The organism is Caulobacter sp. ALps2, from assembly GCF_058681635.1.
Genome location: NZ_JBZWKE010000002.1, coordinates 188,968 through 204,046, shown reverse-complemented (window position 1 = coordinate 204,046; position 15,079 = coordinate 188,968). Strand labels below are relative to the sequence as shown.

General features: G+C 64.6%; 11 protein-coding genes. 4 read left to right on the top strand and 7 right to left on the bottom strand.

Annotation, left to right across the window (positions count from 1 at the left end):
- Positions 1 to 145: 145 nt before the first annotated feature.
- A complete protein-coding gene (locus ACW173_RS25975; protein WP_492086114.1) occupies positions 146 to 3,211 on the bottom strand; it encodes an AAA family ATPase in 3,066 nt (1,021 codons plus the stop codon).
- A gap of 1 nt (position 3,212) precedes the next feature.
- A complete protein-coding gene (locus tag ACW173_RS25970) occupies positions 3,213 to 4,364 on the bottom strand; it encodes an exonuclease SbcCD subunit D (RefSeq protein ID WP_492086113.1) in 1,152 nt (383 codons plus the stop codon).
- A 70-nt stretch (positions 4,365 to 4,434) separates the two neighbouring features.
- Between ACW173_RS25970 and ACW173_RS25965 the strand changes: the two genes are divergently transcribed.
- A complete protein-coding gene (locus tag ACW173_RS25965; protein WP_492086112.1) occupies positions 4,435 to 5,244 on the top strand; it encodes a helix-turn-helix transcriptional regulator in 810 nt (269 codons plus the stop codon).
- Between the two features lie 44 nt (positions 5,245 to 5,288).
- Positions 5,289 to 5,597 carry a WGR domain-containing protein gene (locus ACW173_RS25960; protein ID WP_492086228.1) on the top strand — a complete coding sequence of 103 codons (309 nt, stop codon included), beginning with the start codon at positions 5,289 to 5,291 and terminating at the stop codon, positions 5,595 to 5,597.
- A 23-nt stretch (positions 5,598 to 5,620) separates the two neighbouring features.
- Here the strand turns inward: ACW173_RS25960 and ACW173_RS25955 are convergent, their stop codons facing one another.
- The 3 genes from ACW173_RS25955 to ACW173_RS25945 form a co-directional block, all read right to left on the bottom strand.
- A complete protein-coding gene (locus ACW173_RS25955; RefSeq protein ID WP_492086111.1) occupies positions 5,621 to 6,892 on the bottom strand; it encodes a hypothetical protein in 1,272 nt (423 codons plus the stop codon).
- A gap of 2 nt (positions 6,893 to 6,894) precedes the next feature.
- Complete coding sequence (locus tag ACW173_RS25950; RefSeq protein ID WP_492086110.1) at positions 6,895 to 8,145, bottom strand: DNA cytosine methyltransferase; 1,251 nt, start codon at positions 8,143 to 8,145, stop codon at positions 6,895 to 6,897.
- A gap of 383 nt (positions 8,146 to 8,528) precedes the next feature.
- On the bottom strand, positions 8,529 to 9,275 hold the full coding sequence (locus tag ACW173_RS25945; RefSeq protein WP_492086109.1) for a hypothetical protein: 747 nt from the start codon (positions 9,273 to 9,275) through the stop codon (positions 8,529 to 8,531).
- 618 nt (positions 9,276 to 9,893) lie between these two features.
- On the opposite strand from ACW173_RS25945, the gene ACW173_RS25940 reads away from it, so the two are divergent.
- The gene (locus ACW173_RS25940; protein WP_492086108.1) at positions 9,894 to 10,502 is read left to right on the top strand and encodes a hypothetical protein; all 609 of its coding nucleotides are present in this window, start codon (positions 9,894 to 9,896) and stop codon (positions 10,500 to 10,502) included.
- Complete coding sequence (locus tag ACW173_RS25935; protein ID WP_492086107.1) at positions 10,492 to 11,439, top strand: nucleotidyl transferase AbiEii/AbiGii toxin family protein; 948 nt, start codon at positions 10,492 to 10,494, stop codon at positions 11,437 to 11,439. The genes ACW173_RS25940 and ACW173_RS25935 overlap by 11 nt, the downstream gene beginning before the upstream one ends.
- A 21-nt stretch (positions 11,440 to 11,460) precedes the next feature.
- On the opposite strand, the gene ACW173_RS25930 is transcribed toward ACW173_RS25935, so the two are convergent.
- Positions 11,461 to 12,789, bottom strand: coding sequence for an McrC family protein (locus ACW173_RS25930; RefSeq protein WP_492086106.1), 1,329 nt, complete (start codon positions 12,787 to 12,789; stop codon positions 11,461 to 11,463).
- Positions 12,786 to 15,038: a DUF8426 domain-containing protein gene (locus tag ACW173_RS25925; RefSeq protein ID WP_492086105.1), complete on the bottom strand. Its 2,253-nt coding sequence runs from the start codon at positions 15,036 to 15,038 to the stop codon at positions 12,786 to 12,788. Before ACW173_RS25925 ends, ACW173_RS25930 begins: the two co-directional genes overlap by 4 nt.
- Positions 15,039 to 15,079: the final 41 nt, after the last annotated feature.

Sequence of the window (15,079 nt, the reverse complement as noted above, 5' to 3'; positions counted from 1 at the left end):
CCTCTTGTCCAAGTCGGATCATCGGGACTGAAAGGCGGTCGACCTGCTCGGGGACTCCCTCAACCAGACAAGCCTGCGCCGCCTCCGCGGCCCCGCGAAGCGCTGCCGCCAAATCTACTGCTGCATTTCCTGTCATCGCCGTCCCCTATAGTCCGACCCGTTGGCTGATGACGCTTCCCTGCGGCTGGCGGACCACGTCGAAGCCCATCGGGATCTGCTCCTTCACGGCCTCGACGTGGCTTATGACCCCGACCGCGCGATCCTGGCCCACCAAGTCACGCAGGGTATCAAGGGCGACATCGAGGGTCTCGTCATCGAGGTGGCCGAACCCTTCATCAATGAAGATCGCGTCGAGTTTGACGCCGCCGGCCTCAGCCTGGACGACATCCGAAAGCCCGAGTGCTAGCGACAGAGATGCGAGGAACCCTTCCCCACCGGATAGCGTATGAGCGTCGCGCTTCTGATCGGTGTGGGCGTCGTAGACCTCGATATCCAACCCTGCCCGGGCCCGGCCGTCGCCTCCTTCGTACTTCCGTAACAGCGAGAAGCGTCCGCGCGACATGCGCGCAAAGCGCTGGTTGGCCGCTTCGAGCACCAGGTCGAACGTCGCGGCGATAGCGAAATCGCGCAGGCGCAGGCGATGGGCGTTTCGACCATCGGTCAGCTGGGCCAGCTCACCGAGGACACGATACCGCTCCGTGGCCTCGGCGAGTTCTGCGGCGAGGCGGGCAACAAGGGCCTGAGTGGCTTCAAGCTGCGACAACCTCATCGTGGTCGTGGTGAGGAGTTCCTCAGCCTTGGTTAGAATCGCGTCGGCGTCCGTCAGCGCGGCCGAGCTGGCCTCCAAGTTGGGGCGATCCAGACCAGCAATGGCCGCAACGGCGCGGTCCTTCCGATCTTGCGCGGCGGCCAAGCCAGCGACGTGCTCGGTGATCGTCGAGGCTAGGTTCTGGATGTTGGGGATATCTGCTTTGGCCGCCGTGTAAGCAGTATCACTCAGCCCAGCTGTCGCCTTTGCGGCCACGAACGAAGCCCGCTGCGTATCGCGCGCCGCGGTCAGCTCCTTCACCCGAGCCTCAGCGTGGCCGAGCCCAGAGCGTGCGGCCTGGGCGGCCTCACTAGCGCGCCGCTCGTTCTCGACCGCCAATTGGTGCGCGTCGTTCAACTGGTCCCGGTGTTCGATAGCCGCATGGACGCGAAGGGTGACCGCCGCAGCGTCGCGCAGATCTTCGGGCACGTCCGCGAGCGACGCCGCCAGCGCGGCTGCCGCCGAAGTCGCCGCCTTATCAGCTGCGACATGCTGATCGCGAGCGGCGGCGAGCGCTGAGGTTGTCGAGGCCAGGTGCAGTTTGGCGGCATCGACGGCGGCCTGGACCGTGGCAATGTCCGGGCCCGCCTGCAGTGCTTCGAGTTCTGCATCCGCGGCGACGATGTCTGCCGTGAACGCAGTGACATCCCGCTCAGGCGCCTTCAGCGCCGCCAACGTAGAGACGGCCTGCGTCCATTCGCCGTCAGCCCTCGCCGCGACCTGCGCGGCCTGACGTTCGTCCGCGTCCGCGGCTTCTCGCGCGCTGCGAGCTTGGCGCCACGCGGCGTCGAGGCCGAGACCCTCGCCGACCCCACCGGCAGGCAGAGGGTGCTCCGTGGCTCCACAGACCGGACATGGCGCCCCATCCTCGAGTTTTGCTGCCAAGTGCGCAGCCTGCGCCGAAGCAAGTGCTTCTTCGGCAGTAGATTCGGCCACCCTGCAGGCCGCGAGGACGCCGGCCAGTCGTTCATGGTTGGCCGAAGCGGCCGACCTCGCGGCGGCGAACTTCTCGCCAGCGCCGGTGGCGTTCGCGAACTGAGCGGCCTCTTCCCGCGCCTGTCTCAAGAGCTGCAGAGCGCCCTCAATCTGCGAGATCCGCAGCACAGTCTGCTGAACGCTAGTGAGCTCCGCGTTAGCCGCGCCGTTCGCCTGCTCGGCGACATCATGGTCATCGGCCGCCAGCTTGAGAGCGGCCTTCGCCTCTAGAGCGGCTTGCGACGAGCTGCGCGCCGCCTCTCGAAGCGGTTCGGCGCCGGCCACACGCTTCTGCACACCCTCGAGTTGGGTCACCGCCGCGATAGCGGCGTCCCGTACGGGTTGACGGGCAGCGGAGGCTTGCAGGCCTGCCATCGCCTCAGAAAGCAGGCGCGCCGACTCACTCGCCTGGTCTGCCGCGAGAGTCCGGGCTGCCACGCCGGCGGTTAGATCATTGTCGGCCTCATTGGCCCGATCATCGGCGGCGACACAGGCCACAGCGCGCTCAGCGGTCGCTTTGCGCAGGTTGAGGGTGTCAATCTCGGGCGCGCGGGCGAGGACCCCATTAAGGCCGTCCAGCGCCGCGTCGTGTTCTGTGAATCGATCCTGGATCTGCTGAGCCGCTTGCAGCGTTGCGCGGGCCGTATCCCGGACCCCGCGCGCAGCGTCGCGGCCCGCCGTCTGTACGCCGACATCGGCCGTTAGGGTTTCGATCAGGGCCGCCAGCGCATCGGTGTCGGACACGGCATGGGCTTGCAGAAGCCCGTTGATCGCCGACCTGCCCGTCTCAACTTCATTACGCAGCTCAGAGGCTTCGGCCTTCAGCCGTTCAACAAAGCGCTCGTAGAGGGAGACGTCGAACAACCCCCGCAGCACAGTGGAGCGCTGGTCGCTGGAGGCCGTCAGCAGCTGGCGGAATTGTCCCTGGGGTAACAGCACCACCTGACGAAACTGGGCGGCGCTATAGTTCAAGATCGACCGCATCCGATCGGCCACGACCTCGACCTTGCGTTCCTCCATCACGACGCCGGGGTTGTCGGCTTCGATGTCATCGACCTCAATGTCGGTCGCGTCGTAGAGGGCGGCCCAGTGCTGGCGCTCGACAAGGGCATCGCCCCGTTTGCCTCGGACCGTCTGACGCGGTCGCCGCACGACATTATATCGCTTGGCCCCGACCTCGAAGATCAGGCTCACCTCGGTCTCAATATCGGGCGTGGCATGGTGTGAACGCAGGTCGTCGCCTTGCCGCTCCTGGCCTGACGATTCTCCGAAGAGTGCGAAGCAAATGCCATCCAGGATCGAGGTCTTGCCCGCTCCTGTTGGTCCGTAGATGCCGAACAGGCGAGCGCCCAACGCCGGGCGGAAATCGACGGTCTGCGTGTCGGGGAACGGTCCAAAAGCCGTCAGGCGCATTTTGATCGGGCGCATGTCAGACCTCCTCGCTCTGGAGGTCGGTCAGGGCCTCGTCGATCATGCCCGTCTCGACGTCGTCAGGCCCCCTCCCGCGCACCGCATCGAGAAAGCCGGCCACCAGCTTCACCGGGTCTTGCCGATCAACCGCCGCTGCGCCGGCGCCCGGGCCGACAGCGGCGAGGCGGTTCAGGCGTTCCAACTGCAGCACGTGGGGATAGACCGCGCGCAACTGACCGATGGCATCGATGAGTGCGCCCTCGTCGGTCAACACCGCCTTGATCAGAGCACCCGCCCCGAGCGCGTCAGGCGCGCGCCCGGCCGCGACCAGGTCCGCCAACTTTCCGGTCACGACCCGCAGCGGACGCGGGCTGACCAGCGGAAGCTCGGTCACTCTAGCCACTCCGGCGGCGTCCAGCTCCACCAGGCTCAGAGTCTTTAGCTCATCAGCCTCATCGAATCCGAAGCCCATCCAGGAGCCGCAGTATCTAATGTGAGCGGCGCCGGCCTCTTGTGCGCGATGAAGGTGACCTAGAGCGACGTAGGCCGCGCCATCGAACATCGCTGACGGGACCGTCTCGATACCGCCCACCTGAGCCAAGGGCCGCTCGGTTTCGGTGATCCGTCCCCCTTCCACAAAGGCGTGGGCCGTCACCACCCATCGCGCGCCTGGCGGAACATGCAGGCGGGCCTGCGCCAGTTGGGCTGAGAGGGCGTGGGCGCAACTGGCGATGCCGACATCGTCGAACGCCTCCCTCGCCGCGAAAATCTCGCAGTACGGCAGCGCCGAGAAAGCCACCTGCCCGTGCTCATCGCTCAAGACCAAGGCGTGGGGTCGGTCTCGCAAAGGGCCCCGGATCAACACGCGCCGCGGATCCTGCAGCGCCGAGTTGAAGCTAACGCGGTCGGGGGCGTCGTGATTGCCCGCGATCGCTACGATCGCAGCGCCGGTCTCGGCGTAAACGCGGGCGAGGAAATCGTTGAACAGCTGAACCGCTTCTTTGCGCGGCACCGCCCGGTCGAAGAGGTCGCCGGCGATGATCAGCACGTCGACGCGATGTTCGACGATCGCTGCGAAGACCTGGTCGAGGAGCTGGGCCTGGTCGTCGAGGAGGCTCTCCTGCGCCAGCGTCCGGCCCAGATGCCAATCTGATGTGTGCAAGATCCGCATCTGAAGCCCAACCTCCCGTCTATATAGTTTCTATATGGACTAGAGCTTGGCCGTCAACTAGACTCTCGGCATGTCGTCTCCCACGCCGCGATACGCGTATGAAGCTAGGCAAAGGTTTCTCGACGGACTTCTCTTTTGGGAAGGCCGGGTCAATCGCCGCGACCTGATCGACACGTTCCGGGTGTCGCAGCCGCAGGCGGCGCTGGACCTCAAGGCATACCTCGCCGCCCTGCCCTCAGGACAGGTGATCTACGATACTCGCCAAAGACGATACGAGGCCGCGTCGACGTTTGAACCGCTGTTCGGTCCGCCCGCCCTCGAGTCCTGGCTGGAACGGTCACGGCAGGCTGGACTGGCGGTTGAAGTGCTGCCGACTTTGGACAGGCCACTCGATGTCGGCCTGATGGCGCGGCTGTACCGGGCCATCCGGGATCGCAAGACAATCCATGTCGCCTACCAGACCATGCGACGCGCCACAGCGGAGGATCGGTCGATCACGCCTACAGCGTTCGTGTCAGACGGTCAGCGCTGGCATGTTCGGGCCTACTGCCACCTGCGCGAAGACTTCAGAGACTTTGTCCTTTCGCGGATCGCCATGGCGCCGAACCAAGCTCAGGCGGAGTCTGCAGCCGTCGATCTGCCGCTCGATACCGACTGGTGCTCTTGGGTGACCCTCACCCTGGCGCCGGCCGCTCACCTTGAGGAAAACCAAAAGCGGGCGGTGTGCTGGGACTACGGGATCGACGGCGAACTGTCGGTCACCGTCCGGCGGGCTCTTGAATTCTACGCGATGCGTCGCTGGGGCCTCGATCGGCCGGAAAGCCGCCTAAGCGTGGTCGGGCGCACTGAATCTGCTCCAAACCCGGAGGATCACTCGTGAGCTCGGCAACCGCCCAACAGGCCCTGGCGACCGACTGGCCGCGGATGATCCTTCGCCGCGTCGATCCCACGCGCAACATGTCGAGGTTCTGGTCGGCGCGACTCCAGCCAAGCCTCTTTGACGAGGTGCTGCTGGTGCGCAACTGGGGGCGCATCGGCTCGCGGGGCCAAGAGAAGTCCTACTGGTTTTCAAGCAGGCAAGCCGCCATAGCGGCGTTCAATAAAATAACGGCCGCTAAATGCCGCCGCGGTTACGCCAGCGACGAGGAGTGCAGAAGCTCTACATCTGCGGCCGTCGGATACGCCCGTCGAAGCGAAGGACCTCCGAGACACCAGGATGCCGGCGCAGCCTAATGCCCAGCCGAACCATGGTTTCGCTACCCTTCGTCAGGAGTCTCGCCGTGTACGGCCTCGGGTGATGGGCCCGCGTAGTCACTGGATTGTTCGACCGCCGCCAGCGGGGCTTGAATGGTCTTTGTACGGCGCGGCTTTGAGGTTGGCGTCCTGGCATTCCGATCGCCTGAAAGCTCAACAACGACCGTCTTGGCGAGCTCCGGCCAAAAGAGCTTCAAACGACGGGACAGGACCGACAGCATCCCGGCCTCGGAGTCGATGTTGGACAGGGCCGCGGCCGGTGCGACTTCAAGGGCCCAGTGCGACATCGATGGCGCGTCCGTGCCAATCATCTTTCGCAGAACGATTGGAGACGGGGTCTCCGGCGACGTCGCATCGGGATCAAACACGTAGATCCAGGCTGGGCAGGGATCGAGGCGCACACGTCCGGGGGCCAGAAGGCTATGCGTCCCATCCGCCTCCGCGACGAGTTCGGGCGCACCGAGATGTCTTTGCCAGCTGTCCCAGACCGACTGGGGCACAGCCAGGACACAGCCAGCGCAGCGGTCATGCTGCCCTAGCTGGAACTTGAACATCATCTGGTAGAACGTCCGCTTAAAGACGTTAGCTATGTTCGGCCCTTCGACGCCTTCAGACAGCCACCACTGATTGTCCTGAACGGTCGGCCCAAAACGCGTCGGATGCATCCGCAAGCCCTCTCGGAGATTGCGAACGGCATCACGGTAGGAGCCGTGGAAATCCATCGTCTGGATTTCCAAAATTCCGAAGCGGTCAATGTGAGGCGCCCCCTCCTCCATCGTCAGCTCGACTATGGTGACGTCGAAGGAAAACTCCGGCGATCGATCTGTCGGCGGGATCGAGAGCTCACCGCCGGTTTTCTTGTCGAGGTAGATAAAGACCGGCTGCCGCGCTTTCAGCCGATCCACGATGTCGGTTCGGACGTCGTCGTGCTTCAGCGTCACCGCGGGCGTGACGAATGGCGTCACCGTCTCGGGGATCGAGAAGAGCTGGCGGGTCGCGCGCTCAACAAGACCATCACTCAGGGCGCGGTAGGGACAGACCAGCCAATCTTGCCGGGGCCCATTGCTGACGCTGCTGATCGTGCAGACGCCGCGCGCCGCGGCGGCCTTAATACAAGGCCGATCCTCGTTGGTGGCGCCGCTCAAGAACGGACAGCGTTCCGACTGCTGATCGGCGACCGAGGCGGTCGTCGAGATGACGTTGGGATGGACCCGATGCCCAAACCATTCGCTGACGAAATTGCCAGGCGTCTCGGTGCGCGGACCTCGAGCCATCTCTATTCCGCCGCCCTGATCGAGGCCGGCATGCGGTATCGAGACTTGACGGGCGCTGCGTCCTCATCGGTGGCGCTACGCAACATCTTCGCCAACTCGACGGCGACGGCGCGGCCGAGCAGAGGCGGCACGGCGTTGCCGACCTGATCGTACTGCTGGGTGTAGCTGCCCTCGAACACGAACCAGTCCGGAAAGCTCTGGATACGGGCCGCCTCCCGAATGCTTATCGTCCGGTGTTGCTCTGGATGGGTGTATTCGCCGGACTTGGGATCGCGGAAGCGCGTGATGATCGAGCGCGCCACCCCGTCCCACTTCATCCGGCGATAGCGGCGCGTGTGATCCTTCCGATGCGCCCGCTGCATCCCGCCAGGCAGCAAAGCGAGCGGAAGATCACGCCAATCCTGCCCCGGCTTTAGCGAGCGGATGCGTGCGAGATTCTGCGCGGCCAGGCGTGCGGCATAGTGATTGCCAAGATCATTGGGTTGTTGGTCCCGCATCGCCACTTGGTAGGCCGTCTTCGGCCCCCCTTCGTAGCGATCTTTGCACTCTCCCGCCTCGATGGCCGGCAAGTCCCCGATAGCGTCCCCGATCGTCAGGAAACCCTTCGTCTCGGAAGCAGAAATTGTGCGGTTGGGGAGAAGATCGCCGATGCCCGAAGATCCATGCGTCGGTTGCGGGAAGCCCCCACGCCGGCCTTGGTCCAACCGCCAAGCTATGAAGAACATCCGCCAGCGCATCTGTGGGACGCCATACTGGGCTGCCAGCAGCTCAGCGCATTCGACGACGTAGCCGGCTTCGTTGAACAGTCTGCCGATCTCTCGAAGCACGGCCCCCTGTTCGAGTGTCGCCAGGCCCGGCACATTTTCGATAACCACACACCGTGGCTTCAGCTCCTCCGCGATACGGATGAAGTGCCGGACAAGGCCGTTACGAGGATCCCAGATTTGGCGTTGGCCAATGATGCTGAAGCCCTGACACGGGGGTCCACCCACGAGCAGGTCGAGCTCTCCAGCCTTAAGCCCGGTACGCTCAAGGATTTCCGGCCCACTGAGGTTCTCAACACTGGTCCGGACGAAGGGGACCTGCGGCAAATTTCGATTGTGTGTCGCTTCGCACGCCACGTCCCAGTCCGATGAAAGCCGAACGTCGAAGCCTGCATCCACCAGCCCCAGCGTGAGGCCGCCGGCACCGGAGAACAGATCGACTGCTGTCGGCGCCCCTGCTGCGGGGCGCTTGGTGTGCCGGCGGATCAAGTAGGGATTCGACGCCGTCACTGCTGGACGTCCCGAAAGAGCCCTGGCTGAACGTCGAAGCGCTCCCGATCCAGATGATCTCGGATGAGACGAGCGATCAGGGTCGATTTCTTATGGCCCTTCGATCGGCAGTAGGCCTCAAACCGCTCACCTTGGGCCGCCGGCAGAAGAACATGCACACGTGCAACGTCAGCCATGGCGCAAGCGTCCCCCGAATCAGACTGTGATTTCCGCATGCTGAAGCCTCGGTGTAAACAACTGGCCAGAAATGCACACTTCTGCACACCGGCTGGCGTAAGGAGAACATAAGCGGAACATGCGGCTTCGCCAACGCCCTTTGGCAATCGGAAGGCTTAGCGTCAGATTTGTGGGCGGCCGCTCATCTAGGCCGGATCGACGCTGGGAGCCTCGTGCAGATGGTTCGCCAGCTGCCGCAGGAAGGCTCCCACGCTATTGTAGATTTCGCGCGCCTGGACGTCGTCGTAATCGGCGCGCGCGTGCATGGCGTGATTGCGCCAAGCGTTCTTGATGAAGCGAAACTGAGTCGCCGCCTCAGCCATCCACTGCTCGGCGACCGGGTCGCGATCTTCACGTCGTTGGCGGATTTGCACCTCGATCTGATTGAGGAGCGTGTTCCAGTTGGCGTTGGGCGCCAAACCGCAACGCTGGGCGAGGGCCTGCAAGGGAACCTCCAGCGCCCGCATCAGATGCATGACACAGGCGGTGTGGCTGCGCATCGCCAGGCAGCGCGCCGCCTCGCCGACATCGACTTCGCTCGCCGGAAAGGCTTCCAGGACAGCGATACCGAACGGTGGATCGGTTTGATCCAGCAGCAAAGCCGACCCGGGCTGCAGGACAAACATCGGCCGCGCCTCCAGCTCATCGCGGAAGGTCTTCAGCAGATACTCAAGGGACGCAATCAGCTCTGTAAGCTGGGCGTCTGTGAGCTGGAGGCCGCCCCCAGCTGGCATGGGAAAGCGCTCCATCACTGCGCCAAACTCCGCAGCGGCGGCGCTACAGGCGACGAATCCCAACTCGTCAGCTGCGCGCTTGAGGAAAGTCGCTGCCTGGATCGTGACGCCAATATCACCCAACGCGACCACGAGACGGTCATGGTCGGTCTCGCGCATTTGCCGTTGAGCGACCTGCAAGTACTTGCAGGACCCGCCAATCGCGGACGCCGAGGCGAACAGGTTTCCCGCAGGAATTCGAATCATTGCCAGAGCTTACCCTGCTGCGCAGGCTCAAGATTGAATGAAGGCTGCAAGGAGCCTGGCCGCCAGGCCAGGCGGGACGCGCCGTCGAGCGGCCGGCGGCGCCTGAAGGCGCCCGCCAGGGGCGGACCCGTAGGAGGCGCGGCACGCGGCGGGACCGAGCACGCCCGACGGCCGCTCTCCGTTTCCGGGGCGTTGCGGGGTATCCCCGCAGAAGGGGTCGGACGAGACTAGAGGCTCGGCCGCAGGGGAAAGCTTTCCCCAATGCGCCCTACGGCCTGAAGAACAGAAGTCCCAGGCCAAGCAGGACGACAACAGCCAGAACGATCCCGCCGTAGATCCACACAGGCTGCGGGCGGCGAAGGCGCGCGCCCCGACTAAGACGAGTGGTCGACTGGATCATGAGGCCATCTAACGCCACAGGGCCGGAGCGCCAAGACACCCCCTCCCCTCGCGGTCACCATACGGTCCGTCTTTGCATGGATTCTTAATGACATTCCTTGCAAACTGGCTGCGGAGGCCTAAGTTGAAGCCATGAGCAAGTTCGACCAGTTCAAGGCCAAGCTCCGCCCGGGGCAGACGTATCGCCGGGCGGACCTGGCCCAATGGTCGACGGCGGTCGATCGTCACCTCAAGGAAGCGGTGCAGGCCGGCGTGCTGACCAAGCTGGCCGGCGGCCTCTACTATGCGCCCAAACAGACGGTGTTCGGGAAGGCCCCGCCCGAGGACGACACCCTGGTGTCGACCTTCCTCAAGGGCGGTCCGTTCCTGCTGGCCTCGCCCAACGCCTACAATGCTCTTGGGGTCGGCACGACCCAGCTGCACAACAAGACCGTGGTCTACAACCACAAGCGCCACGGGAAATTCGCGCTCGGCGGCCGCACCTACGATTTTCGGATGAAGCCCGCGTTCCCGAAGAAGCTCACGGCTGAGTTTCTGATGGTCGACCTGGTCAACAACCTCGATCAGCTCGGCGAAAGCGCCGAAGACGTGCTCGAGCGCGTCAGGGCGCGCCTGGCCGCCAGTGACCGGGCGCGCGTGAAAAAGGCCGCCCAGTCCTACGGCTCCGAGCGGGCCAAGAAGTTCTTCGCCCGCGCGCTGGCTGAAGTTGGGGCCGAGGTCGGAGCCCAGGATGCCGCGTGACTTCCTGCACAACCATCGCCAGTTCGCCGATCTGATCCGGATCGTCGCCGAGGCGCAGGGTATCGCGCCGGCTCTGGTCGAGAAGGACTATTGGATCATGCAGAGCCTCTACGGCCTGCAGCAGCTGGGCCTGACCTTCGAGCTGAAGGGCGGCACCTCGCTCTCCAAGGGCTACGGACTGATCAGTCGTTTCTCGGAAGACATCGACATCCGCATCGAGCCGCCGGCCGACCCGCCAGTGATGATCGGCCGTAATCACGACAAGGCGGCTCACGTTCAAAGCCGCAGGGACTTCTATGATCGGCTTGCGCAGACCATCGTCATCGACGGCATCACCTCGGTCGAGCGCGACACGGCGTTTGATGACCCTCGCCAGTATCGCAGCGCCGGCATTCGCCTGACCTACGCCAGCATCAATGGATCGGTGGAAGGCCTGAAAGACGGCGTGCTGCTGGAAGTCGGCTTCGACGATGTCGCGCCCAACGAACCGCGCGACATCAGCTCGTGGGCCTATGACTTCGCCGCCAGCCGGGTCGAGATTCTCGACAACCGCGCCCTGAGCGTCGCCTGCTACCACCCCGGCCACACCCTCGTGGAAAAGCTGCAGGCGATCTCCACCAAGTTCCGCCAGCAGCAGGAGACCGGCGCGTTCCCGCCCAACTTCATGCGCCACTACTACGACGTCTACTCCCTGCTCCAGGATCCGACCGTGCAGGCGTTTATCGGCACGCAAGGGTATCTCGACCACAAGGACAAGCGGTTCCCGAAGGCCGACAATCCGGTCATCGCCGAGAACGAGGCCTTCGTACTCAGCGACCCAGAGACCCGGGCCACGCTGCAGAAGGCCTACATCGCCTCAAGCGCGCTCTATTTCCGCGGCCAACCAGCCTTCGACGAGATCCTGGCCGAAATCGCTAAGTGGGCGCCCAAGCTGTAAGTCAGTAGCCTCCCGCCACCATCAGGCCGGGACCATCGCTTCACCGAGGACCAAGGCTTTCAGCGACGCCATGGTCGCCAGACGGTCCGCCGCGACGTCGATGCTGGCGATCGTCAGCCGTTCATCGGCGCCGGCGACATTGAGGCGGTGACGTGCGAGCGCGCCCTCTCCTTCAAGGTCCGGATGATGCGGATAAAGGAGCATAAGGCGCGCCGAGTCATAGAGCCGGGCATAGGCCATGAGCTGGTAGACATCAGCTTGGGAGACGCCACGCTTTGGGTCACTGCCGGCGGCGCTCAAACGCTTCCATTTGATGTCGATCACCAACACGGTGCGGCCGTTCCGGCGCACCATGCAGTCGGGCTTGGTGCGGAACAAGGGTCGCCCCAGCGTGCCGTCGGGCGCAATCTCATTGAGGCAATAGCGCAGCCCACCTTGCGAGACGACCTCGTAGCCCTCTGGGGCCAGGGCCTTGCGCAGCAGCGCCGCGACATAGGCCTCGAAGAGGTCGTTCATCGGAAACAACAAGGTGACGCCGGCCAAGTCGCGCAGATCGTTGGCCCTATGGGTCGCCTGCCAGTCGCGGCGAAGAAACAGCCGCGCCAGGGCCAGCAGCGAGCGCCAACGGCGGTTCGATCGGTCGATTGCGATCTTGTCCCAGGCCAAATGATGCGGGTGGACGTCGGCGACATCGGCCAGGGCGACGCGGAGCTCTGCGAGCCTGCGCACGGTTTCGGCGCGGCGGGCCTGTCTGGCAAGGAATACCACGCACGCCTTCATCACCTGGAGCAGCGCCGTGTCCGGCGACAAGATGTCGAACTGGCAGGCGAGCCGGTCCGGCCGCACCGCCAACGTCGTGAACTGGCGGGTGACATCGAGCCGGCCGCGCAGGGTCGGCAGGTCTTCCTCGCACCGAAGATACTGGCGCGGTAGCCCGCGTCTCACCTCATTGGTCAGCTGGTCGGCGAAGGCGCGGATCAGGATGTCCAGCAGGGTTTCATCTTGCCGCGCCATGGCGGCGTCACGGCCAAGATTGATCTCCAGGCCCAGGGCCACGTCCAACATCTGCACCAGGCGATGGCGCAGCCCGGCGCGGCCCTCCGAGGACACGGCGTCGCCGAGCTGGTCGATCTTCGGCAGGATCTCCAAGCTACAGCCTTCGCCCGCGACGATGCCGACCACCTGTTGGCTCCTAAGCCAACGATGATGATCGATCAGGATATTGGTCCCCTCAGCGCCGCCAAGCGGGTGCGACCGCGCCGCGGCCAGCAGCTGATCGGCCTGGCGGCGGGAGAAACCGCCCTCCCCGACCGCAACCCGATCCCATTCCAGGACCGAGAGATGGGTCATTCGGCCGCCGCCGCTTCGGCCGCGCCGGCGGCCTCCTCATTGGCGGGAGCGCTCACGGCCGCACGGCCGAGCAGACGTTGGTAGGCGTCTGGCGCGAAGGACGGGCGCACCGACCAGCGCCAGCGATCCTCGCCGTCGAAGCCCGGCGGCGGCGGGATGCGGTCGCAATTGAGGAAGGCTCCCTCCTTGGCCCCCTCCCGCTCGCCCAACACCATCGCCAGCCGCGACCAGTCCTCGAAGAAATACTCCTGCAGCAGCGGAATGACGCGATCGCGCATAACCGCATCGACGTCGTGACGATCCTGGCAGGCCATGAAGAAGGCGTGGCCGACCTGGTGCTCGCGGTCGAACAGATACTCGATCCGCTCATTCACCGCCTTCAGCACCGCGACCAGATCCACCCCCGTGCGCCGGGCCGCTGCCCTCAGCAGATCGGGGTCGGGCATGATCTCCTCGAACGTGAAACGGCGGCGAAGCGCCGTGTCGAGAAGCGCGATCGAGCGGTCGGCCGTGTTCATGGTGCCGATCAGGTGGAGGTTCGCCGGCACGCCGAACATCTCCCCGGAATAGGGCAGCTTGACCCGGATTTCGTTTTCCATGCCGAGACGCTTGTCGGCCTCAAGCAGGGTGATCAACTCGCCAAACACCTTGGAGATGTTGGCGCGATTGATCTCGTCGATCACCAGCACGAACGACGGGGCCACGCCCGGCGCAGTGGCCTCTGCGTCCCCCGGAGCGCCAATCAGCCGCGACACCGCTTCCATCCGGATGCGGCTCGCATTGATCGGATAGAGGGTTCGCATCGTGAAGGCCCCCTCCACGATGCTGTCCAGCGGCAGGGGCTTTTCAAGCTTGAGGAGCCAGTTGACCTCGCGACGATGATTGTACTCGCCGTCAGGGTTGGCCACGAAGGTGTAGTCGCCCGTGACCTCGCCAATCGCCCTAAAAGCGGTGTTGCCATAGGGGACGATGATGATGTCGCCTTTCTTCATCTCCGAGCGGAACGGGTGAAGCTGAGAGACATTGCTCGGCTTGCTGTCGGCCGGTCCAACCTCGGCCCACTTGGCGCGAACCGCTCCAATGTCCTCATAGGCCGCGTCGCTCCAGTCGACCTCACCGCCCCAGCCCAGGACGACATAGTCGCCCGCGATGGCCTCGTCGTAGATGTGATCCTCGGTTCCGATCGCGCCCAGGCCCATCTTCCAGAATCGACGGCCGGAAAGATCCAGGCCGCCAGCCCTCCGCGGCGCGGCCGCCGCCAGACGCGCCTGATCGGCCAGGGCCGCCATCTCGCGGAACACACCGTTGCGCGGCTCCAGCCGGAAACCAGCTGAGCCGCTGATGTCGGACGCCGCCGTCTCCGGACGCAGCCCCTCAACAAAGTCCTCGTAAGAGAAGCTCTGGTGGAACGTGACGAAGCCGATCCGCCCCTCCCGCTCAAGCTCGCCGTAGCGTCGCACCAGATCACTACGCTCATCGGGCGTATCGCCATCGCACAGCCGCACAGCCTCCAGCGCGGTCCGGTAGGTCTTACCGGTGCCTGGTGGTCCGTAGAAAATCAGGTTGGTGGGCTTCGTGACCGCCAAGGCCGCACTCTCAGTAGTCAGGCTCGAGCCTGCCCGAAGGCTAAAGTGGTAGGTTGTCGTCGAGCTTTGCCCCGGCCCCTCTACTCGCGGCGGCTGCACATTGGCCAACTGCTGAAACTTGGCGCCGCCCAGCGCTTGGCAGACGTTGGCGTGAGCCTGGTCGAGGCCCAGGGCATTGTGCAAGTCGCCTGCGCGAATGGATACTTCGGCCTCGCCCTTCAGGCGCGCCGGATCGATATAGAGCTTGAGCGCCGCGGCCCGGATGTCGTCAGCGTCGCTTCCAACCTCAGCCGCATCATCTTCAACGTCGTCGGCTTCCGGATCGTGGGCGTTGGGGTCCTCTCCGTTTGCGAACCTGCCGTAGAGACGGGTCACCGCCACCAGGTTGCGCAACTGACCATCCGGATTCTCCGCCTGAGGGACAAGACTTACCGGCGGCGCGCCCTCGCGGGAGCCAATATAGCTGCTCAACTTGGCGAGCATGGCGGGCAGTTCCCCCCGCGAAATCAGTTCATCAATATCCGCGTCAGGAAATCCCATGGCGGCCAGCGAGCGCTCGACCCGCTTGAGCCTCCCCCGGCGGTGTTGAATGGCCTTGGCGGTTAAGGGCTGACCACGCCAGCGGCGAGCCTGAAGCCAGGTCTTAAACTCATCAGCCTTCACGGACCCAACCTCACCCCAACAGCAGGTTGCAGACTAACAAC